The sequence below is a fragment of the Chryseobacterium tructae genome (assembly GCF_030409875.1).
Lineage (GTDB): Bacteria > Bacteroidota > Bacteroidia > Flavobacteriales > Weeksellaceae > Chryseobacterium > Chryseobacterium tructae.
The window spans coordinates 2831989-2853075 of record NZ_JAUFQR010000001.1; the positions used below are offsets into that span (position 1 = coordinate 2831989).

General features: G+C 36.2%; 23 protein-coding genes and 1 tRNA gene. 8 read left to right on the forward strand and 16 right to left on the reverse strand.

Annotated elements, in window-relative coordinates; genetic code table 11:
- Positions 1–200: 200 nt before the first annotated feature.
- A complete protein-coding gene (locus QWZ06_RS14070) occupies positions 201–1958 on the reverse strand; it encodes a DUF885 domain-containing protein (RefSeq protein ID WP_290298874.1) in 1758 nt (585 codons plus the stop codon).
- 125 nt (positions 1959–2083) lie between these two features.
- Here QWZ06_RS14070 and QWZ06_RS28195 point away from each other — a divergent pair, with 125 nt between their 5' ends.
- On the forward strand, positions 2084–2233 hold the full coding sequence (locus QWZ06_RS28195; RefSeq protein WP_290298877.1) for a hypothetical protein: 150 nt from the start codon (positions 2084–2086) through the stop codon (positions 2231–2233).
- 142 nt (positions 2234–2375) lie between these two features.
- Here QWZ06_RS28195 and yddG read toward each other — a convergent pair whose 3' ends face one another.
- Positions 2376–2984, reverse strand: coding sequence for an aromatic amino acid DMT transporter YddG (yddG, locus tag QWZ06_RS14080; protein ID WP_290298880.1), 609 nt, complete (start codon positions 2982–2984; stop codon positions 2376–2378).
- Between the two features lie 143 nt (positions 2985–3127).
- Between yddG and QWZ06_RS14085 the strand changes: the two genes are divergently transcribed.
- Entirely contained in the window at positions 3128–3352 is a 225-nt protein-coding gene (locus tag QWZ06_RS14085) for a glyceraldehyde-3-phosphate dehydrogenase (protein WP_290298882.1), read from the forward strand.
- Between the two features lie 33 nt (positions 3353–3385).
- Here QWZ06_RS14085 and QWZ06_RS28200 read toward each other — a convergent pair whose 3' ends face one another.
- On the reverse strand, positions 3386–3547 hold the full coding sequence (locus QWZ06_RS28200; RefSeq protein ID WP_435384121.1) for a bacteriocin-like protein: 162 nt from the start codon (positions 3545–3547) through the stop codon (positions 3386–3388).
- A 254-nt stretch (positions 3548–3801) separates the two neighbouring features.
- Between QWZ06_RS28200 and QWZ06_RS14090 the strand changes: the two genes are divergently transcribed.
- Positions 3802–3963, forward strand: coding sequence for a hypothetical protein (locus QWZ06_RS14090; protein WP_290298884.1), 162 nt, complete (start codon positions 3802–3804; stop codon positions 3961–3963).
- Positions 3964–4052: 89 nt separating this feature from the next.
- Here QWZ06_RS14090 and QWZ06_RS28205 read toward each other — a convergent pair whose 3' ends face one another.
- The gene (locus QWZ06_RS28205) at positions 4053–4229 is read right to left on the reverse strand and encodes a bacteriocin-like protein (protein WP_435384122.1); all 177 of its coding nucleotides are present in this window, start codon (positions 4227–4229) and stop codon (positions 4053–4055) included.
- Between the two features lie 436 nt (positions 4230–4665).
- Between QWZ06_RS28205 and QWZ06_RS14095 the strand changes: the two genes are divergently transcribed.
- Positions 4666–4962, forward strand: coding sequence for a hypothetical protein (locus QWZ06_RS14095; RefSeq protein ID WP_290298885.1), 297 nt, complete (start codon positions 4666–4668; stop codon positions 4960–4962).
- A 161-nt stretch (positions 4963–5123) separates the two neighbouring features.
- Positions 5124–5200, forward strand: a tRNA-Ala gene (locus tag QWZ06_RS14100).
- Positions 5201–5285: 85 nt separating this feature from the next.
- Here the strand turns inward: QWZ06_RS14100 and QWZ06_RS14105 are convergent.
- On the reverse strand, positions 5286–6317 hold the full coding sequence (locus QWZ06_RS14105) for an alpha/beta fold hydrolase (protein WP_290298887.1): 1032 nt from the start codon (positions 6315–6317) through the stop codon (positions 5286–5288).
- A gap of 536 nt (positions 6318–6853) precedes the next feature.
- On the opposite strand from QWZ06_RS14105, the gene QWZ06_RS14110 reads away from it, so the two are divergent.
- The 3 genes from QWZ06_RS14110 to QWZ06_RS14120 all read left to right on the forward strand — a co-directional run bounded on the left by QWZ06_RS14110 (position 6854) and on the right by QWZ06_RS14120 (position 10254).
- Entirely contained in the window at positions 6854–8032 is a 1179-nt protein-coding gene (locus QWZ06_RS14110; protein ID WP_290298889.1) for a TonB-dependent receptor plug domain-containing protein, read from the forward strand.
- A 164-nt stretch (positions 8033–8196) separates the two neighbouring features.
- Positions 8197–9447 (forward strand): TonB-dependent receptor, encoded by a 1251-nt coding sequence (locus QWZ06_RS14115; protein WP_353959972.1) that lies wholly within the window; start codon positions 8197–8199, stop codon positions 9445–9447.
- A gap of 177 nt (positions 9448–9624) precedes the next feature.
- Positions 9625–10254: a hypothetical protein gene (locus QWZ06_RS14120; protein WP_290298891.1), complete on the forward strand. Its 630-nt coding sequence runs from the start codon at positions 9625–9627 to the stop codon at positions 10252–10254.
- Positions 10255–10404: 150 nt separating this feature from the next.
- On the opposite strand, the gene QWZ06_RS14125 is transcribed toward QWZ06_RS14120, so the two are convergent.
- From QWZ06_RS14125 to QWZ06_RS14175, 11 genes are all read right to left on the reverse strand, one after another.
- Positions 10405–11112 (reverse strand): Imm43 family immunity protein, encoded by a 708-nt coding sequence (locus QWZ06_RS14125; RefSeq protein ID WP_290298893.1) that lies wholly within the window; start codon positions 11110–11112, stop codon positions 10405–10407.
- A 31-nt stretch (positions 11113–11143) separates the two neighbouring features.
- Positions 11144–11959: a hypothetical protein gene (locus QWZ06_RS14130; protein ID WP_290298895.1), complete on the reverse strand. Its 816-nt coding sequence runs from the start codon at positions 11957–11959 to the stop codon at positions 11144–11146.
- A 3-nt stretch (positions 11960–11962) separates the two neighbouring features.
- Positions 11963–12676: an RHS repeat domain-containing protein gene (locus QWZ06_RS14135; protein WP_494337515.1), complete on the reverse strand. Its 714-nt coding sequence runs from the start codon at positions 12674–12676 to the stop codon at positions 11963–11965.
- A 155-nt stretch (positions 12677–12831) separates the two neighbouring features.
- Complete coding sequence (locus QWZ06_RS14140; protein WP_290298898.1) at positions 12832–13053, reverse strand: bacteriocin immunity protein; 222 nt, start codon at positions 13051–13053, stop codon at positions 12832–12834.
- A gap of 18 nt (positions 13054–13071) precedes the next feature.
- On the reverse strand, positions 13072–14640 hold the full coding sequence (locus QWZ06_RS14145; protein WP_290298900.1) for a pyocin-S2/colicin E7-DNase domain-containing protein: 1569 nt from the start codon (positions 14638–14640) through the stop codon (positions 13072–13074).
- 40 nt (positions 14641–14680) lie between these two features.
- Complete coding sequence (locus QWZ06_RS14150; RefSeq protein WP_290298902.1) at positions 14681–15544, reverse strand: hypothetical protein; 864 nt, start codon at positions 15542–15544, stop codon at positions 14681–14683.
- A 29-nt stretch (positions 15545–15573) separates the two neighbouring features.
- Positions 15574–16224, reverse strand: a complete 651-nt coding sequence (locus tag QWZ06_RS14155) for a hypothetical protein (protein WP_290298904.1) — start codon at positions 16222–16224, stop codon at positions 15574–15576.
- A gap of 17 nt (positions 16225–16241) precedes the next feature.
- Positions 16242–16577, reverse strand: coding sequence for a DUF6531 domain-containing protein (locus QWZ06_RS14160; protein WP_290298906.1), 336 nt, complete (start codon positions 16575–16577; stop codon positions 16242–16244).
- A complete protein-coding gene (locus tag QWZ06_RS14165; protein ID WP_290298908.1) occupies positions 16460–17434 on the reverse strand; it encodes a hypothetical protein in 975 nt (324 codons plus the stop codon). The genes QWZ06_RS14160 and QWZ06_RS14165 overlap by 118 nt, the downstream gene beginning before the upstream one ends.
- A gap of 5 nt (positions 17435–17439) precedes the next feature.
- Complete coding sequence (locus QWZ06_RS14170) at positions 17440–18828, reverse strand: hypothetical protein (RefSeq protein ID WP_290298910.1); 1389 nt, start codon at positions 18826–18828, stop codon at positions 17440–17442.
- A 1-nt stretch (position 18829) separates the two neighbouring features.
- Positions 18830–20929, reverse strand: a complete 2100-nt coding sequence (locus QWZ06_RS14175; RefSeq protein WP_290298912.1) for a type VI secretion system Vgr family protein — start codon at positions 20927–20929, stop codon at positions 18830–18832.
- Positions 20930–21087: the final 158 nt, after the last annotated feature.

Genomic DNA, 21087 nt, shown 5'->3' on the forward strand with positions numbered 1-21087 from the left:
AACCAAACGACCGGAGATATAAAAATAGAATCTGTAAAGAGAAGTATGTATGCTCATTTAGTATATCTTCTTTCCGTAGCACGTTCCAGAAGTTTATAATAAAGCATTCAAAGTATAATAATAAATAAAACCAGGGAAATATTCTTTCTCTGGTTTTTTATTTCTCTTAAATAATGATTATGCATTTGGTCATATCGTTTTTACTTAAAACTTTTGGCCCAATCATCCATATAATTTTCAAAAACAGTGAGAGGCATTGCTCCTCCTTTCAGAATAGTATCATGGAAATCTCTGATATTAAATTTTGATCCTAACTGTACTTTGTATTTATCACGTAATTCTTTGATCTTCAATTCACCAATTTTATAAGAAAGTGCCTGAGCTGGCATGGCCATATACCTTTCGATTTCTGCAGTTGCAAACTGTTCGGAAAGTGGTTCATGATCCATCATATATTTAATGGCATCTTCACGCGTCATTTTCCCGGTATGCAGTCCGGAATCTACTACCAAACGAATGGCACGATGCATTTCTGTACCTAATGCTCCCAGCTGATGATAAGGATTTGTATAAACCCCAAGATCTTTCCCTAAAGATTCTGTATACAATGCCCAGCCTTCTACAAATGCTCCATTCATATATTTTTGTCGAAACTCAGGAACAGAGGTATTTTCATATTGAATACTGATTTGGTAATGATGACCAGGGATAGCTTCATGTAAAAATACACTTTCCATATCCATATTGGTTATATTGACTTTCGTAGGATCTAAAATCGGAGCATAAAATATGCCCGGACGGTTCGTTGGCAGGTTACCTGCAAAATACTCCGGAGAAGCTGAAGCGGCTCTAAATTCTTCTGTTTTACGAATTTCAAAAGGTGTTTTGGGTGTAATCCCAAAATATTTGGCCAAACCAGGTTTTATTTTATCATATACATTCTGATAAGCATCCAATACCTCTTTGTCGGTTTTGAAAGGCATGAATTGCTTATCGGTTTTCATAAACTCAAACAACTCAGGAAGTGAGCCTTTAAAACCAATAGATTCTTTAATCTTTTCCATTGCTGCCGTAATTCTCGCCACTTCAGATAAACCCAATTGATATACATCTTCCGGGTCTTTATCTACTGTTACCATTGAAAAAATGTAGTCTTTATACATTTCTTTCCCATTAGGCAAGGCATTAATCCCTGATGTTAAACGGGCTTTTGGCAGATATTCATTCTGAAAAAAATCGGATAGTTTCTGTATTGATGGAAAAATATTTTTTGCCAACCCATTTTTAAACTCTGCGCTTAAACGTTTCTGTTCTTCTTTTGAAAAGTTCTTCGGAAAATTCTTTATCGGCTCATAAAAAGAAGACTGATCGTTATTTTTCGCCAGACTCTGTAGTTGAGGAATGATTTTAACGACTAAGGATTTAGGCAACACTATTCCTTCTTGAATACCTTTACGCATATTCTGGATCGCAACATCCGTCCATCTGGAAAAAGCCTCGCAACGTTTCAACCAATTGTTATAATCTTTTACAGTTTTGAATGGTTGTGCCGAGCTTCCAGAACCCAACATGGCCATATAGCTAGGCATACTTCCCATCTGGCTGATAGGCATATATTCCGGGTGATATTTTTCGGTTTTCAGAGCAATTTGTATATCACTCTCCAAAATAGCCAACGAAATACGGTCTTCTTTATTCAGATCCTGGTTTTCAAAAGGTTTGAGAAGATTGGCATACTTTGTATAAAATCCATGAATTTTTTTGAGTTGATTTTCATCGTCTGCAGGAAGTTGATCATTGTATCCTTCTATTCCGTTAAAGGTTGCACTCAAGGGGCTTAGGATATTTGACTCTTTATAATATTGGTCAAATATCTGATGCAATTGGGTGTTCTTTTGCTGCGCATTCAGGCAGGATATAATAACAGTACTGAGTAAGGCTAGCTTATGCTTTGTCATATTTTTACTGATCTATTTATACATTATACAACCCATAAAAATACATAATTTATCCTATTCCTTTAGCAATTAGCGATCCTTGAATTCAACAGATAAAATTCTGCTTTTAATCCTACGGTTAAAAAATGGCTTATTTTTCTTTCCGTTCTTTTGTTGCTAACCAGCAAAGTACGGAACCTGCACAAACCATTATGGCACCCTGCCAGAAAGAAAGTCCTAATGATGTCGATAAAAGAACGGAAGATAATGCTGATGACAAAACCGGGATAAAATAAGACGCTCCTGTTAAAATAGTAACATTGCCACCCAAAATGCCAATGTTCCATGCTGCATATCCAAATCCCATAGCGCATGCCGCCAGTAGCAGATATATGATTGAAGAGAGATTAATCTGCATAGTGCTTGAATCACCAATGATTAAATATTTATCCATAAGGCAACAGCCACCATCATAAAAAACAATGTTATCCCGTTTACCCCCTTGGCAATACGAACCGTTACCACACAATAAGCCGCCCATAATAAAGCTCCGATAAAAGCCAGTCCATAGCTTAAAGGATTGGTTTTAATATTGGCAACCATTTGAGAAATATCTAATCCTTGTTCTCCACCCAATACCCAGACAATTCCCAACATCGAAAGTATAATTCCCGGAATAATAAGCCAGTTTGCTTTTTTATGGGCAAAAAGAATCGTAGCTACCATTGTGAATGTTGGCCAGAGGTAATTGACCATTCCCACTTCAATCGCCTGCCTGCTATTGGTAGAATACCCTATAGAAAGGGCTAAGCACAGTTCATAAGAAACCATCAGCAATCCACCAAATATCAGATATTTCTTTGGAAACTTTGATAAAGGCACCCATTTCATGGTTAATAGCAAGAATACAGAGGCGATGGTATATATTAAGGCTGCTCCTATTGTTACTCCAAAAGAATGGCTTACTTCTTTGATAAGTCCTACGATGGAAGACCATAATAGAATGGCACAAAAGCCAATGGCAGTAGCTTTGGTTGGTTGGGTCATAAATGCTCTCTTGATTTTATCGGATAATAAAAACAAAAATAAGTAAAAATTAAAGTATTTTATTTATCTGTTCATTATACATCATTACCTTTCCTCTCACTTAAGGGAAAAAATTTATCTTTGAAAGAATTAAATTTTTAATCATGAAAGAAAAAATTGTTCAGATTACCCATTCAACAGGAAAATATACTTTAGATATACTTCCGGGCAGACTTAATGAAATGCAAGAACAGATTGACAGGTGCTTAAACAATGAACAAGCAGCCATCGTTATTAGAAATGATAAAGGAGAACAGTTTATTTATCCATCAGATTTTTTAAAAAACAGCTTTATTACAATAGTTGACAAAGTTACCCCTCAAGAGTAATAAAAAATCCCTCTCATGAGGGATTTTTTTCTTTTATGGGATATAGGGAACGCATGTGCACATGCAGTCTTCACCAATATTAGGATCACATACGCTCATATCATAACAAATGCGCACATACCCTGCTTTGCAAAAACCAATTCCGCCTTTAATAGCCTTTAAGTTTTCTCTTGATACTTTTTTAAAATTTTTCATGGTTTTATTTTAATTTGTTCTATTCCAAATATAGCGATTATTCTCTAATTGGAGATTTATAATAATAAAATATGTACATAGATCTCTTTACTTAAAAAAGTAGTTATATTAAAAAATATATTTTTAATTAAAATCCAGCATTAATCCTGTAAAATTGACTATTAGGAGCCTTTATAATTCTAATTCTGTTTTACAATATATTGATTTTAAGAATAATAATTTGCTTTTTAGAAATAAATTCATTATATTGTTATATGAAAAAAATTGATCGTCAAGATAATATAACACACGCAGGCAAAGTTAACGAACGTACAAAAGCTTTGGAAGTTCTTGAAAAAGCAAAGAAAGTGCAGGGAAAAATAACTTTTCTCCGACAAGGAGTGGGAAGAAGCTTTAAACCTAAAAGTGAAGAATAAGGAATATATTCATTTCTTTTATGTATAAAGTAGTCTTTTCAAAGAGTGCTATTTAAAATAAATAATCCCTCAATTTGAGGGATTATATCTTATGCTGTAGGTGGTACTATAGGAATGCACAGGCAATTACACTCTGCACCGGGCTCTACTCCACAGATCCCTGTAGCCTCGCACACCCACATGTATTTAGGTTTACAGTTTTCTCGGCCGCCGCCGCCATTAATTGCTTTTAAACTTTCTCTTGATACTTTTTTGAAATTTTTCATGGTTTTATTTTAATTTGTTGTGTTTCAAATATAATGAGTATTCTCTGACTAGGGATTTAACATAATAAAATAATTCTTACAAAAGGACTGATGCGTATAATCTGGTTCTTTTACATTGTATATGATCATGAAAAACAAAATCCCTGAATAGATCCAGGGATTGAAAACTAATCAAAGCTCAAATTGAGTCAAGATATGATGTTCAAAATAAATTAGGTTCAGCATAAAATGCTATTCTTTCATATGTCCAGTCATTTCAGCTCCGTATCCTAATTCATTGATATTGGTTGTATAAAAATGTCCTTCTTTTGAAGATCTGTAATAAGTTGCAATAATATGCTTATTTTTAATATCTCACAATACATAGATTTAAATAAAAGGGAATAATACCTAAATTAATAACTTTCCACTGATTAAGAATGCTAAAAATAAAATTATGTTAACCGGAAAAGCCAAACAAGATTTTGAAAATTGGATGAAAGATAAGCTATTGTTATATACTGAAAATAAATTGAGAATCCTGGTGAATACGTTTGAGGTCGCTTTAGTTATTGAATGGTTGGATACGATCCCCATTATCATCACAATAAATAATGAATATTATGATGGTTTTCATTTTTACTGGCAAATCAATAGGGCTCAACCTCTACGAAGTGATCATGTATTTCCAACAAGAGAACAAGCTACAATTTCTGCTATAGAGAAAGCAAATGAAATATATAATTCCCGTTAGAGAAATATAAATAGTTATCATTGCAGATCCTGATATAGCGAATTAGTATCGGAAAGGAAGACTAATTTCATTAATTCCGAGATTTGTTGATAAATTTTAAAAATATTCTCATAAATATTTGCTTATCCCATTTAAATACTTACTTTTGTACCGCTTCAAACGGGGGATTGGCGCAGTTGGCTAGCGCGTTTGACTGGCAGTCAAAAGGTCACGGGTTCGAATCCCGTATTCTCCACCAGAATAGTAAAGAGTTGTAATTATCAAATTACAACTCTTTTTAAATTATAGTATTTCAATAACATACACACATTCTGAAAGAGTGTTTAATTCTTCTTTCCCATCTTTTCAGAAAATAAAAGGATCTCTTTATTGATGATATCAGCATTTTCTTTTTTTGTAATGATACTACCATGACTTGCATCCATAACAATTTGTTTTCCATTAGAAGAGAGATTTTTTAGCTCTTTTTGCATATCAAACCATAACTGAACTTGTTTTTCAGGGTCAATTCCTTGTTTTCTGTATTTCTCTTTTTGGGATTCTTTATACTGTTCGGTAGCAGTAAATACCAAAACGGGTAATGAATCTAATTTTTTTGCTTTACCTGCTCGCATCAATACATCATTCGTGAGTACATTCTCTCTTAAAAACATGCGATAAACATCTCCAGAATTAGATGTTAGTGATTGTGAACGCTTATACGATTCTTTGGGTAAACCATCACCTTGATAGACGGGTTTGCTCATTGTACTATTATAAACACCTAAAATACCTAAATCTGCAAGTACAGATCCTATTTTTAAAAGGTTTGCTTGTCCTTTAGGAACTAATTCTTTTTGAGCTAATCGTTTCCATTGTTCGGGATGACTTGAATCGATGAAAACGATTCCTTCCACTTCGTTGGGATAAAGATCTCTGAATATTCTACTATAAGGCCCGCCCATAGAATGACCTACCAAAATATAAGGTGGCTTTTCGCCCATTTTTTCTAATAATGCGTGGAGCTGACGTGCATAAAACTCAGGAGATATAGTATCATTATTGCTCGATTCGCTAAACCATTTTCCATCTCTATCATAGCGTATAACTCTCCTCTCTTTTTTCAAACCTTCTGCTAGCCAATGCAACATATCTGTATTACTGTGTGCTCCTGCTTCCATAATAATTGTAGGTAGCGCTTTCTTTTCCCCTTCTACGATTACATGAATATTGGTACCATTCACATTAACTAATTTACCTGGTGGAACTGGCTTTGGACTGAATAATCGGTAGCATAGCCCTGAGAGCAATAATAATATTAGAATGGCTGCTATAAGTTTACCAATGAACTTACATATTTTTAAGGTTAATTTCATATTGATTTTTGAATTTTATATAAAGTTTTGCGACCGACAATAACAGGAATTCCGAAGCGGGATCTTTCTAGAGTATGCATTTTAGCACCTATATTAGGGGGAAACTTTGATATGGACATGGATATTAATTTTCCGCAAATATAACAAAAAGCCATTCCCATTCAATTATGGTAAAAGCTATTTTGTCTTACCATTCATTTTTTAACCTATCTATTTCAATCAAACATTTAATAACTCTCCATAAAAGGACTTAATAAGCTTAAATATCACAAATTGTAAAAATTTACTGATATTTCTCAATATTTTTTTAAAAATAAATGTTTATATTACTCTCGGATCATACTCATTTTATATAAAATTACACATATAACAATCTACAAACTAAAGTGTTAAATAAAGTTAACATATCATAAAATAGCTAGCGATCATGCTCAGTATTTGACGTTTACAAAATTCCGTAAAAAAGATTTAATACTTAATTAAAAAATAAATATTCATCTTTGCAGCCTTAAAACTTAAACACGCTAGTTTATTTCATGAGCATTATTTTGAAAAAGCGTCTTCTTATAGCGCTTGTATTACCAACGGCCGCCTTGTATTATGGGCAGAGTACGAAGGATTCTTTAGAAAAATCTAAATCTATTGATGAGGTGATGTTGGTGGGTAGAAACCTTTCCCAAACAGCCAAAGAAAGAAAAACACCTGTTGCAGTTTCCAACATTAAGGCAGCTGAAATTCAGGAGAAATTGGGAAACAGAGAATTCCCTGAAATTATGAAGTCTACTCCTTCGGTATATGTTACCAAAGTAGGTGGTGGATTTGGAGACAGCAGAATTAACATGCGAGGTTTTGATGGTGCCAATATTGCGGTTATCATCAACGGACAGCCTGTTAATGACATGCAGGGAGGTACTGTATACTGGTCTAACTGGACTGGATTGGCAGATATTGCCAGCACTATTCAGATTCAGAGAGGTTTGGGAGCTTCTAAATTTGTAGTTCCTTCTGTAGGAGGAACGATCAATATCGTAACCAAGGCTACCGATTCTGAGCAAAAAGCAATGATCAAGGCAGAAGCTGGTAACGACAATTACTCGAAACTTTCAGCGATGTACTCTTCCGGGTTGAAAAACAAATGGGCAACTACGGTATTACTTTCCCGTTGGCAAGGTGATGGATACATCAACGGAACTAAAGGGGAAGGATATTCATGGTTTTTCTCAACAGGATTTAAGCCGAATGAAAAACACGCTTTCAATCTAATTGCTACGGGTGCCCCGCAGGTACACGATACGAGAAGATCTTCTGCAACCGGAGCCAATGTGGCTACTTTACAGCAGTTTGACATGTATGGAAGAAGATACAATCCACAAACAGGAATGCTAAATGGTTCTCAATTCAATTTAGCGCCTAACTTCTACCACAAACCAATCGCATCATTGAACTGGGACTGGAATATCAATGATAACCTGAAGTTGTCCACTGTAGTGTATGGTTCTTGGGGACGTGGTGGCGGTGGTACCGGACTTAACGGTTCTATTGTACAAGGCAATACCATGAACTTTATGAATAGTACTGATGGTACTATCAATTGGGATATGATTGCTCGTTATAACAGAGGAGGTTCAGTAACAGATTACAATGGAAATACTTTCCAGAAATCAACTTTACAGCTCCTGCAGGTTCTCCTGCTGATTACAACGGACAATACGTAAGTACTTTAAACGGAAACAGCGGTATTGTTAGAAAGCAAAGTATCAATGCTCATGACTGGTATGGTGTCATTGCAGATCTTAATTACAAAAAGAATAACTGGACGTTCAACGGAGGTCTTGACCTTAAAACTTACAAAGGTGCTCTTTACGATATCGTTACTGATATGTTAGGATCAGATGCTTTATATGTTAAAAATACAGTAAACTCTCCAAACGGTTATTTTATCGATCGTACAGTAAAGCCTGAACCATTAACTAAACTCAATAATGCTCAAAAAGTATCTATCTACAACGAAGGATTGGTAAAATGGGCAGGTATTTACGGAATGGTTGAATATAGCTCTGAAAAACTAAGTGCATCTGTTCAGGGGTCAGTATCTGAGCAGTATTACAAGAGAAAAGACTATATGTTGTACACTCCTGGAAATCAGGAAACGAAATGGTATCACAAAACAGGATATATTGTAAAAGGAGGTGCTAACTATAATATTGATGATCATCATAATGTATTTTTCAATACAGGGATTATTTCAAGACAGCCGTTATTCAACGCTTTATTCCCGTCTAACCAGAACATCTACAACGATGCGAAGAATGAAAGGATTTTCTCTGTGGAATTGGGTTATGGTTTCAAATCCCGTTATGTAGATGTGAATATCAACGCGTACAGAACGCAATGGGACGACAGATTCATTTCAAGAACCTTCAATGCAGGTGCTGCGGATGTTGCCAGATTCTCTCAATTGAAACTTGGAAATGCTTATTTCTACAACGCTCTGAATGTTGGTCAGCTTCACCAGGGAGTTGAATTGGAAGCTAAAGCAAGACCTTTTTCAAATCTTAGGGTAAGAGGAATGGTATCTTTAGGAAACTGGAAATACAAAGGAAATGCAAACTTCAATATTCTGGATGTTCAAAGCAACCAGGAAGTTGCCGGAGCAACAGGTATGATCAATATTAAAGATCTGAAAGTTGGAGATGCTGCACAAACAACAGCAAGTTTAGGAATTGATTATAACATTACCAAAGCTTTCAGTATTGATGCTAACTGGGAATATTATGACAAGCTATATGCACAGTTCAACCCTATCAACTTCCTTACTGAGGCGGATAGAGAAAAAGGAATTGTTAAGTTACCGAGCTATAATCTTTTTGATGTAGGGGCTACTTATAAATTCGAACTTGGACAGAAAAAATCATTAACATTAAGAGCAAACGTTTATAACTTATTCAACAAATATTATATTTCTGAACTAAGTTCTAATATCCATACGACTGACAAAATTGCTAATGGCCCTAATGCCGGAAAAACATATCAGGAAACGGGTAGAGTTTATCAAGGTGTTGCGGATGCCAATACAGGGTTCTTAGGTTTTGGAAGAACGTGGTCTGTAGCTGCGACTTTCAGATTCTAATTCATAATCCGGATCATAAATCAATAGGAACCCGTCATTTTTGGCGGGTTCTTTTTTTTTAGAATATGAGCCATCCCTCTCCTATTGTGTAAACTGTTTATAAATTAACATTATTAAAATATATCCTAAATAAGTAATACATTAGACAAGATAAAAACACAAATTATTTCTGTGACAATGGATCAAGACACCATACAATATATCATCACTTATTTCAGTAATCTGATGACCCATGATGAAAAATTAGCATTGAGATATCATATATATACTTATAAAACCTCCAATAATCCTCAATTTAAAAAAGCTTTGGACGATAAAGGCTGGATAAATTCTGATCCTAAAATTATCGCCTTACTTCAAAATGGATATGATGAATTTGAACTCAATGTTGCTCAGCGAATATTAACAGAAACTCCAGAGAAAATATTTTTTAATGACTGCCCTCAATGCAATAGGCTAGCTCGTACTCCTTTTGCAAAACAATGCAGATATTGTGGATATAGCTGGCGAAATCTGGTTGCTCAATTTAAGATTGACAGTGTTTTCAAGCTTACCAACAGAAGTTTCTATTTTCTTGGTGAGATTATAGATGGCGAAATAACTCCAGGGCAATGGATGGATTTAACAAAGCTGGGACTTCATAAAAAGATTGCCATTGAATCTATTGAATTTGCAGACAAATTAGCCAACGGAAAACCATGGAACGGTGTTGGTTTGGGAACAAATGAATTAACTGAAGAAGAACAAGAGTTTTTAAAACAAAAAAGTTCTCTTCATCCCATCATTCCTATCACTACCTCATCATAAATATTCGCTATCCCAAATCAATAATTTTTCCTACGGCCTCTTCGCCAACAATTTTACCACAAGGAACAAAGCTTCCGTCCTGGTATAACCTTCATATTAAAAAGCAAGCTTTCGGCTTGCTTTTTAATATTTCAAAATGATTACACTATTCTATACAGTAACCAAATATTCATTATTTAAAGGGAGAATATCCCATTTATACTGATTATTGAAGACAAAAGGAAAGTCCTTTACATTATATACTTGTGGTAAATGAAAATTCGATAAAACCTCCTTAACGACATCTTTAGTGAAAATAATTGAGTTTCGATAACAAAGTGAATTAATATAAAAAATATTTTTATTTTCAGGATAAGTATTTAATTTCATATCGGGAAATAGAAAAAAGTTTTTCAATCCTGCAGCTCTTTTTTTAGTTTCCATATCAAAATCAAAAAATTGATCATCAAACCTTACAAACCTTAAAGCATAGTAGATTTCATTGTTTGTCAAATCATTTCCTTTAAGATCAATAATAGATAGTTCTGCAATTTCATAATAATTATCATCTATTCCTTTATTATTAAGAAAAGTCAAAAATTTAGATGAGACAAGAACTGCAAGGTTATTCATCCCATAAAAGTCAAATTTTATAATTGAAGGTTTATTTTTGGTTGAAACTAAATACATTTTCGAGGGAAAACGTTTTTTATCCTCTGGAGGAAATCCGTGAATTGAAGCATCATACATCTTCCAAGGTTGCTCAGCAACAAATTTTGGTTTCTTACTATCAAAACTACTAGTAAAAATCACATCATCAAGCTGAAAACACCCCTCTGGGCCTTGTGTTCTATTAAACCAAATAAATAAATCTGTCATATTAGTGAAGTCTTTTTGCGCCACCTTATACCTACCAACTTGTAAATGGCCTATTGATATTTTTCCAAAGCTGAAGTAAATACTTATCGTAGAAAAAAAATTCTTTGTCTTTAAAATTTTTACTCACTGTTAATCCCAGATCTGGTAAAACAATGTGCCCTTTTCTATCAATTACATTTTCGGTCTTGATAAGCTTCTCCAAATTCAAAATATTATTTAAATCGACATTGTTGAATACTATTTTCAATTCTTTATTTTGAGAACAATCCAAAAAGATTTCAGTAAGTTTATTGTCATAGAACCGAAAGGAAAATGAATCAATATCTATCACTTCTTTTCCTTTTACCCCTAATGTTGCCTCAATAGAAATGTTGAAATTTTTCTTAAAATCTTCCTTGGAAATTCCAAATACAAATTCCCCTAAGGATTCAAAAGGTTTAAAAACAAGTTCATTAGAAATATTTAATGATTCATTACCTAAACTATTATATTTAGGTAATCCTTTTGTATATAAATCTTCTAAAGATTTATCATAAACTAATACCTGCAAAAATTCTTTACTTTTAAAGTCAGGATATAGTGATAATTGAAGCTCTGGAAATATATAGAATTCTCCATCAACAATTGGATTTTCTCTTTTCAAAAAATCCGCTAGATTATCAAAATTTAGAATATCTCCATCTATAACAACCTCTTTTAATGATTGAACAGATACAGTTACTATTATATTATTTACAACTTCAATATAATAAGTTGTGGTATCTCGTTTCATTTCAATTTTTCCATTTCTAGAATCTTGCACTCCAACTTCAAAGGAGTCTAAAATACCTTTCTTGATTTCTATCATACTTTAGTGATGTGTATATTTACGTTTTAAGCGTGCAGCCTCTCTAGATGTTATTTGACCTTCGGTTTTAGCATAATCTATCATCTCTTGCATCCCTTGATTATATTTTGAACCAAATTTCCTTTTGACATCTTTAATATCCATTTCCATAGCTTTACCAAACTTACCTCTATTTATTAGATCTTCTTGTACTCCTCTCCATTGTTTAGCTGTTGCATAATTACCCCAACTCGCTGTTTTCATATGATCGGCAGTTTCCATCCAAGTACTAGGACCTTTATAGTGTGAAATCCCTAATCCAGACCCTTTGTATGAAGTAAAAGCAGGCATATGATTGACCTGACCTCCAGTGCTTAAACCTCTTGTATTACCATAGCTACCACCACCTTGTGCGGATAATCCAAAAATATCAAGCCGGACATTACTATCCAAAACATAACCATACAGTCGTAACCCACCATTTAAGCCAATTGGATCCTCACTTATATAATTCCCTGCCTCATTATCATAATATCTAAAACGGTTATAAGCCAACCCCGTCTCTGCATCCACATACTGCCCCTGATATAAGAAAGGTACAAACTCATTATTTCCTTTTCTTAAAGAACCATATACATCCAATTCCCTTTCCCAAACCAAAGAACCGTTATGATCATAAGCATGGGTGGGTGTTCCTAAATAATCACTGATAATACTGAACTGCTCTTCACCAACAATTTTACCGCAAGGAACAAAGCTTCCGTCCTGGTATAACCTTCATATTAAAAAGCAAGCTTTCGGCTTGCTTTTTAATATTTCAAAATGATTTTAATTATAATAGAGTTTTTAGATTTAAACATAAAATTTATCTATTCCTAAAAACTTTCAAGATCTTATAGTTGAATTGGTTTATAAGATAAAGATTTATCAACAATTTCCTCTGCAGTCAAATCAGCCCACTCAGTTTCAAAAAAATAATCTGTTACATTTGGATCTGGAACGTTATCAGCAAAAAGTTCTAATAAATCATCTTCTTCCTCATCAGTTTCAGTTTCCATATTGATAATTTTTTTTGCAATCTCTATTAACTCTTCTCTACTTAATTTTTGGTTCATATATTCTTATTTTAATAGTTAATGATGTGGAGGTTTACGATCATAATGGTAATTTGGATCCAAAACCTCCTTATGGAATCTTGGAGTTACAATTAACAAATTATCCATATCAAATACGCCTCCACCTGCATGAATTGGAGTTATATGATGTAATTGATATGATCCGACTTTCCCATCCCACTGTGATTTATGCGCTTTAGGAGCTCTCCCTTTTTCCATACGTTTAATATTTTGAGGTGAAAATGCAGAAGAATATTTTGGATTTGTTGCCACTTCTTTCCAAAAGGCTTCCCTAAAATCTTTAAAACTACCAAATGATTTCCCTCTCAAATTATCAGCAATATCTGCTGGAAATAACCCAGCATTGCCATTGGTTCCTTTTAACCACTTATCCCCAATATTTTTCCCACTACCAGTTGCATCACCTCCATTATTTCTTGCACTAAGACCTAATTCATCCGTCCAAACATTTAAATCATGTACATAAGCATAAATATTTAATCCTCCTAAAATTGAAATTGGATCCTGACTTATATAATTCCCCGACTCATTATCATAATATCTAAAACGGTTATAAGCCAACCCTGTCTCTCCATCTACATACTGCCCTTGATACAAGAAAGGAACAAACTCATTATCTCCTTTTCTTAAAGAGCCATATACATCCAATTCTCTTTCCCAAACCAAAGAACCGGTATGGTCATAAGCATGGGTGGGTGTTCCTAAATAATCACTGATGATACTAAACTGTTCCTCGCCAACAATTTTACCGCAAGGAACAAAGCTTCCGTCCTGGTAGAGCCAAGTTATTACATTTTCTGTAGATTCTGCAACCTCTTGTACATTATTTTCTTCATCAATAATCAGTTCCGGCGGGAAACGGCCTTCATATTCCCATTCATGGAGAGGAACGTTGCCATCCCACAGCCAGCGGGTTACTTTATTTTTATATTCTTTGGCAATACGTCTTCCTAAAGGATCATAGAAGAAGTTTACTTCCCCGCCTTTTGGTAATATTACCCTGGCCAGCATTCCGTTGCCTTTCCATTCATATTGCCAGCCGACACCACTACCCATAAGGCTGATCCCGTATTTATGTTCTATGGAAGAAGCAGAGATCACTGCCTGTTGGGTGCTCTTTCTGAATTCCTTGAAGATCAGATTTCCTTCAGGGTCATAATAATAGTTGTAACGCAGGTCTTTCAGCAGTTTTCCACCTGCTCCGTAGGTACGGTCTTTCTGATCAGGAGTTTCAAACAGGTTCCCAATAGCATCCGGAGCTTTGTAAATGGTTTCAGTCTCTTTGCGGCTCTGATACGTACCACTTACCAGGTTATCCCAGGCATCATAAGTAAAATTGGCACTTGCTCCGGTCACTTCGTTCAGGGTTTTCAGCAATCGGTTGGCTGTTCCCCAGAAGTAACGGGTTCTGCTCTTCTCCACATTATGACTGTTGATACTTCTGCGTACTACCCTTCCTAATTGATCATGTTCTGTAATCTGGCTAATTCCTCCGGTGAGTTCTCTTTGTATTTCAAGTCCTGTGGCATCATACTTCCATTGGGCTTTCCAGTCTCCGGCTTCCATTTCGGTTAATTGTCCAAAATGATCGTACTGACTGGTAATATCAGCTCCTAATGAGCTTTACCCATAAAGTATTTTCTTCTTTATTAAATTCTTTGCTTATCCAGTGCTGCCCCTGTTGCTCTTTAAGGATACGGCCATCTTTGCCGCGCTGTATTTTCAGGTTTATTTCCTGGTTTAAAGCACCTGCCAGAAGTCCGTCCTTGTTGTACGTATATCCTGTAAAAGACAGATCACTGTGTTGTTCTTTGATTACATTTCCTGTACCATCATAGTCATATTCTGTCCAGCGGTTATCAGGACGGATGACTTTTTTCACCCGGCCTATCGGATCTCGTTCATATTGTTTGTGCAGACCATCAAATCCCCATTCACTGATCACATCACCCACTCCATCCAAAGCAAATCGATAGACTTCTCCTTTTTCATTGCTGATGCTTTTCAGCTGTAATTCGGTGTCATAGCCAAATTTCACGGTACGCTCATTTTGAGTCCTGCTCAGCAGAATTCCTAAGCTTCCGTATCTGAACCGTACATCATGCAGATCATCTTTTGCATGAATAATATTATAGGAAGTATCATATTCAAAATAATGTTCATTACCATCCGGTTCTTTTAAATACACCACATTTCCGGCATCATCGTGCTTATACCAAGTGATATTCCCTCGTACATCGCGTTCACTGATCACATTTCCCTGCTGATCATATTCCCATTTGCTGTAAGTATCATTCGGATAGGTAATCTGAACCAAGTGATGGGCTTTATCATAAAAGAAATGAACGGCGCGGCTCTTATCATCTGTAATTTTTCGGAGATGCATTCCTTCGTATTCATAATACAGCTTTTCACCGGAAGGAAGTTTTTTGGAAATAACCCTGCTCAATTCATCATAAGTCCATTCCAATTCTGTTCCGCCAGGACTTGTAACCTTAATCAGATCAAAGCATCATCATATTGAAAAGTGGTTTGCTCATTATTTTCATTTTCAATGGATTTTAACAAGCCATTTTCTGTGTACCTATATTTCTGTGTCAATCCCTCTGCATTCACAACCAGTTCAAGTTCCTGAAACTGATTATATTTTTGATGGGTAACCCCTCCATTTTCATCTATGATTTTATAGATCAGTTTACTCTCATCATAAAAATATTCTGCGGTGAATCCAAGGCTATTTTTGGTAATGGTACGTCCGGGTTCATATTCCGTAAAATATTCAAGGATTCCACCATCACCCCAGGTATGAATACATTTGGCATCATCTCCTTTCCCGTCATATTCCCAATAGAAATTCTGTCCTGTCTGGTTGGTTAACTGTATCAGTAAATGACCGTCATAATAAAAATGTTTCTCTGCTCCGATCACGTCTTTATTGCGGATCATATTTCCCAGTTCATCATACCAATACTGAATGTAGGTAATTTCCCTGTTCTCAGCAACCGTATATAAGCGGGTAATACGCTGCTTCGTATCACTTTCGACCTTAATGATTCTTCCCGTACTGTCTACAATCTTCTGCAAACAACCATTGGAATGGTATTCAAATGACAGGCTGAATCCGTCGGCTGTCTTTATTGAAGAAAGCATACGATAACCTTCTTTATTCAAACCGCCATTAAACGATACTGTAATTTATCTGAATCTATCAGCAGATACCCTTTGTCATCTTTCGTAAAAGTAAGCTGCTCCTTTCTGTTAAAGTATTTTTCTCCAATATCCAATAACGGAACCACGGTCTCACGTCCATCTGAAAGTCGTAAGGATGCAAAATCATTTCCAAGATCGTATAATCCCATATTATAACTGTGATGCCAATTATATCCTAATGATCCATTGGCTTCCGCATCACTGTAATAAGTACGCTGCCAGATAAATGGAATTGGCCCTGATAATTCAATATCGGTATTGGTAGAATATACTCTTCCTGTAGCGGCATCCACCGGTTCTCCAACAATCGGCATTTTACAGGCTGTAACACACTGGCCAATTTCTGATTTTTAGGTTTTATACCATCAATCAAATCCTGAAATTTATTTCCGGCTTTCTTCCATAGTTTCCCCATTCCTTTCAGTCCAAGGCTCATGGCCAGCTGAAAAAGGTCTATGGTAGGTGGACCACCTGCTAATACAGGTTTCCCTGCAGAAGTTATGATGAGAAGCATTGAGGTGGGAGCCATCAATGCCACTTTAGGTTTTGGTTTTGTAATTCTGAATGGTGCGGGAATTCCGATGAGGTTACAGGATAGTGCAAGGTGAAACTGGGTGCTGCATGGCCCTCCATCGGCTAATACGGTACTGCTTCCCAGAAACATTTCAGAACTTGCAATCGGTTTTACGATGGGAAACGGAATATGTAAGAATATTCCCGGTAAATGCTGAATTCCTGTTCCGGCATTGGCAACCCATTGTCCATGAACCTGAACAGACGGTTTCATTCCATTCACTATTGCTGTACAAACGGAGGCTAAACTCGTAGGAGGCTCAGATCCATCTGCTGGTGGTGCCGGAGGTGCCGGCAATACACTTGAAATGGCATTCATGATGGCACTCATAATATCAAAAACCATCCCTATGTGAGGTACCGGTAACAAAGGAGATGGTGGAAATATCGTTTCATGGAAATCGATACCAAGAGCCAGATCGAAATATTTCCCTACCGGCATTCCCGGCATCGCTGGCAGAATACTGGCCATATCCTTTTGTAAATGATCTAATTTATCTTTGGCTTCGCCAAACAGTTCTCCAAAGCCCCGTCTAGGAGCCGGAGCGGTCACTACTTTTCCTATGATATCTGACATGGGTATTATTTAAGTTTTGATAATTGTTTGTCCCAAATTGACGGAGCTGTTTTTAATGACGCTGAATCTACCCCAGCCTGTGCCAATAAAATTTCCCAGTCGTCTCCCAACCAATCTGCCAATTGCAGTTTTATTTCGTGTACATCTTCTGCTGTTTTAATCTGTTCCCCCAAATAAAGGCACATAAAAGCAGCGTGTAAAAACGTAGATTGTCTTCTAACATCAATTTCAAGATAAGCTCCTGCGGCCAGCGAAAAAAGGATATGCTCAAAGGCTTTCGTTATTTCATTTTTTTCATAATAGATATGGGCAATCAATCGATTAGCCTCCATCACATAATACACGTCCTGTCTTTTAGAAGCCTTTTCTGATAATTCTTCATAGATTTTAAGAGCACCATTTTTGTCCTTATTTCCAAACAGCAAGGCTGCTTTCAGTAGCATACAGGATTTCCAGACCGGATACCCTGTTGCATCATCCTCTTCCATAACTTTATAAGATTCTTCAAGCGCCTTATCTGTATATTCTTCACTTTTTTTAGTTTTTTGTAAAGAAAAATAAGCTTGGGCAGCCACCAATAATCCGGCAATCTTTGACGAAGCTGTTCCTATTTCATGCGTGATAGTAAGCAACCGTTTTACTTCAACATCTGTTCTATTCTGAGTTTTTTGCGTTGTAGAATCCATGACTATAATCACCTGTTTTCTGAATCTTGCATCAGGATCTACGGCATTGTAGCTATCACTGGCTTTATACATTTCATTCTTAATAGCTTCAGCCATCTTAAGCTTTGGGTACATATAATGGTATAAAGACTCATTATTCTTTTTCCCCTGCAACTGAATACGTCTTTCCTCGGCGAGATCCATAGATACTAACCGCAGATTATCCGGGACATGCTCAACAATTTGCTGAAACCACTGTGCAATATTCATTTTGGTTTGCACAGCCAATGGAAAATAAAGACAGAAATAAAAATGCTGGCTTTGATCTGTGATACTTGTTCTTAAGCGTTCAAGTTCGTTAAATAGGTTTATCGCGTTAGGTGCTAATGACTCATCCGGAACAAAAGGTTCTATAATCATATTATTTTCCCAAAGTGCCCGATGCAGGTCTTTATTTTTTTGAGGATGAGGGGTAAACCATGAAATAAATTCATTCCATAGCTGCTCTTCAAATAATGCCCTGTCTCCTTTATATTCTGTTTCGAAACGAAAAAAAATATCATCCGACTCACCAACAGGAGACTGCTCAATCTGCATAAACTTATCGATAATTTCTACATCAGCATATTGTGCCACCCAGACAGCCAGTTTCCAATTCGTATTCTGTTCTGCTGTGCGCCATAAATCCCGAAGCTTATAATATTCCTGGGCTATAGATGAAGTTTCCATATTATGAATTTAACTTAACCAAACCGCCTGTTATTATTGTATCTCCGGCTCCGCCATCTATAGAAACCTTAGCTGTTGCACTGATACTCGTTTCTTTGGCTGAAATCTGTACATCTTTGCTTCCGGAAGTAGTGACTGTAGTACCGGAAAGTGCGGCTATATTTTCTTTTGAACTTAGTTCTATACCTGCTTTGCCGCTTCCCATGGAAACAATAGTTTCACCAGTAATGTGGATATTTTTAGCTTGAATGGTAATCGTTTCATCATCTATTGTAATGGACGATTTTCCGTTGTCCAGTGTTACTTTTTTGCTGGCTACTGCAGAAATGGTATTGGTTCCATCTACGGTAATAATATTTCCTCCTGTTCTATCGGTGATTGTAATTCCGCCAGCATCATTAAGACTAATGGTATGACCACTTTTACTGCTCAAACTTTTAACATTATTGCCCTGACCACCGCCTCCGCCAGCTCCGCCATGATACATTCCGCCCATTACAAACGGACGATCAGGATGCTGATGTACAAAGTTGACCATAATATGATCATCTACTTCCGGAATAGCCATAAATCCGCGATTCTTGCTTACCTTATCACTACTTCCTGCATCGGGAGTCATCACTCTGATGAATTCAGTGGTGGTGCCTCCGTTTTGCCAGTCAAATTGTACCTGTACGCGGCCTTGATTGAGTGGATCTGTATTAGAAATTACCTTTGCAAATTGCGGTTCTGCCTTTGGACTATCAAATTCAGGACGTGGCATAAAACCAGTATCTGCTGCAATCGCTTCAAAAGATCCGGTATAATATCCTCTTGCATCTACTTCATGGGTCACTTCAGTCATCATAAGCTTTGTAAAATATGAAGTTTCACTGCTGTCTGGTTTACGCATTTCAATATCTGCGGTACATCCCGGATATAAAAATGGTACTGAAGTGGTTCCGGACGTTGTAAACACATTCACAGAATTACTTCCGGTTGCACTCTTTTGAGATGCGTCAACATCTGTTACTCTTGCTGCTTTTATAGGGGCAACACTTAAAGACGGGGTAATAAATGTCTTTTCTGAAATTTCATAAGCCCGTTTTGCGATATCAGAGGTATGATTGATCTTGGAATCACCTCCTTTTAATTTCTCATTTTTACTGCTGTTATAACCATAAAAAGAAGGCTTCACATGCTGCGCCTTCATTTTAATCTTTACATCCGCTACATTGCTTCCGTAAGTAAGAGTCACCGGTTTCTGCTGTGGGGGTAATTTTCCGAAATGGAGTACTTCACCATCATAGAAAAACTGTTCACCATAGGCTTCAGCAATTCTCGCGAGATAATTATAGTGGGTTTCGTCATATTGAGAACTGTAAGATACATTTCCATACTGTGCATCTACCCTGACATCGAATTTACTGCTGCCTAATCCTTCTTTCATGACCTGGTCAGCAATACTGTTCAGACTGATCTCCTGTTTTCCGCCAAAACTTTGTGTATGAGCGGCAGAATCCAGTAAAATAGTTGGACTATAACCTGTTAAGATAATATTTCCCAAGCTTCCTTTATCCTGTCCAAAACCAACCTCTGTGATAACTCCTACAAAGTTTCGCTCAGGGCTATTTTCAACATCCTTATATTTAAAAACAACAGTTACTCTTTTCCCTAAAAAGCTTTGTGCTTCTTCGAGGTTATGATTTTCAGCACTTCCTAAAGTATCGTGAGCGAGGACAAGATCAAACTGGTGGTGCTTTAGCGCACTTTGTGTCAATTTAAAATTTTTGAAAAATTTAATTTCCTTGCCTTCCACAAATATTTCAAGTTTTACCACTCTGTTGATCCCTGCAATAGCACTTTCTGAAATACCTTCTGCATTGAAAATTTTTGAGGTAGGTTGTTTTGACCAAACCTTATCCTCCACAATAGTTGGTGTAGTAGGAATTAAAGGCTGGTTCATAAAACTCTGGGCTGCACCACTTGCTGTCTTAATATTTGATAGGGTCTTATTGGAAGTGGGTATATTGGTTGCGATTTCCTGAATATTGTTTACTACATCTAATTTTTTTACGGAATCTGCACTTTTTTTAGACAGATTGTTTTCTTCTTTAAACATGATGTCATAAGTTTTATCGGTTGTATAAATACGGAGATTTTCACCCAAAAGGTGGGACCATTCTGCTCGGGAGGACAATCAAGTAAGATACTATGGTCTCAATGCACTATTACTATCAGACTGTCTTGAGGAGGGCATCAGAAAGAGTAGCTGTAGAA

Coding starts and splice junctions, on each gene's coding strand:
- QWZ06_RS14070 (WP_290298874.1), bottom strand. CDS start 1,958: ATGACAAAGCATAAGCTAGCCTTACTCAGTACTGTTATTATATCCTGC.
- QWZ06_RS28205 (WP_435384122.1), bottom strand. CDS start 4,229: ATGAAAAATTTCAAAAAAGTATCAAGAGAAAGTTTAAAAGCAATTAAT.
- QWZ06_RS14115 (WP_353959972.1), top strand. CDS start 8,197: ATGTTAGGATCAGATGCTTTATATGTTAAAAATACAGTAAACTCTCCA.
- yddG (WP_290298880.1), bottom strand. CDS start 2,984: ATGACCCAACCAACCAAAGCTACTGCCATTGGCTTTTGTGCCATTCTA.
- QWZ06_RS28195 (WP_290298877.1), top strand. CDS start 2,084: ATGGCTTATTTTTCTTTCCGTTCTTTTGTTGCTAACCAGCAAAGTACG.
- QWZ06_RS14130 (WP_290298895.1), bottom strand. CDS start 11,959: ATGATAGAAATCAAGAAAGGTATTTTAGACTCCTTTGAAGTTGGAGTG.
- QWZ06_RS14125 (WP_290298893.1), bottom strand. CDS start 11,112: ATGACAGATTTATTTATTTGGTTTAATAGAACACAAGGCCCAGAGGGG.
- QWZ06_RS14155 (WP_290298904.1), bottom strand. CDS start 16,224: ATGCTTTCTTCAATAAAGACAGCCGACGGATTCAGCCTGTCATTTGAA.
- QWZ06_RS14140 (WP_290298898.1), bottom strand. CDS start 13,053: ATGAACCAAAAATTAAGTAGAGAAGAGTTAATAGAGATTGCAAAAAAA.
- QWZ06_RS14165 (WP_290298908.1), bottom strand. CDS start 17,434: ATGTCAGATATCATAGGAAAAGTAGTGACCGCTCCGGCTCCTAGACGG.
- QWZ06_RS14170 (WP_290298910.1), bottom strand. CDS start 18,828: ATGGAAACTTCATCTATAGCCCAGGAATATTATAAGCTTCGGGATTTA.
- QWZ06_RS14145 (WP_290298900.1), bottom strand. CDS start 14,640: ATGGAAGCCGGAGACTGGAAAGCCCAATGGAAGTATGATGCCACAGGA.
- QWZ06_RS14120 (WP_290298891.1), top strand. CDS start 9,625: ATGGATCAAGACACCATACAATATATCATCACTTATTTCAGTAATCTG.
- QWZ06_RS14105 (WP_290298887.1), bottom strand. CDS start 6,317: ATGAAATTAACCTTAAAAATATGTAAGTTCATTGGTAAACTTATAGCA.
- QWZ06_RS28200 (WP_435384121.1), bottom strand. CDS start 3,547: ATGAAAAATTTTAAAAAAGTATCAAGAGAAAACTTAAAGGCTATTAAA.
- QWZ06_RS14090 (WP_290298884.1), top strand. CDS start 3,802: ATGAAAAAAATTGATCGTCAAGATAATATAACACACGCAGGCAAAGTT.
- QWZ06_RS14175 (WP_290298912.1), bottom strand. CDS start 20,929: ATGTTTAAAGAAGAAAACAATCTGTCTAAAAAAAGTGCAGATTCCGTA.
- QWZ06_RS14085 (WP_290298882.1), top strand. CDS start 3,128: ATGAAAGAAAAAATTGTTCAGATTACCCATTCAACAGGAAAATATACT.
- QWZ06_RS14095 (WP_290298885.1), top strand. CDS start 4,666: ATGTTAACCGGAAAAGCCAAACAAGATTTTGAAAATTGGATGAAAGAT.
- QWZ06_RS14110 (WP_290298889.1), top strand. CDS start 6,854: ATGAGCATTATTTTGAAAAAGCGTCTTCTTATAGCGCTTGTATTACCA.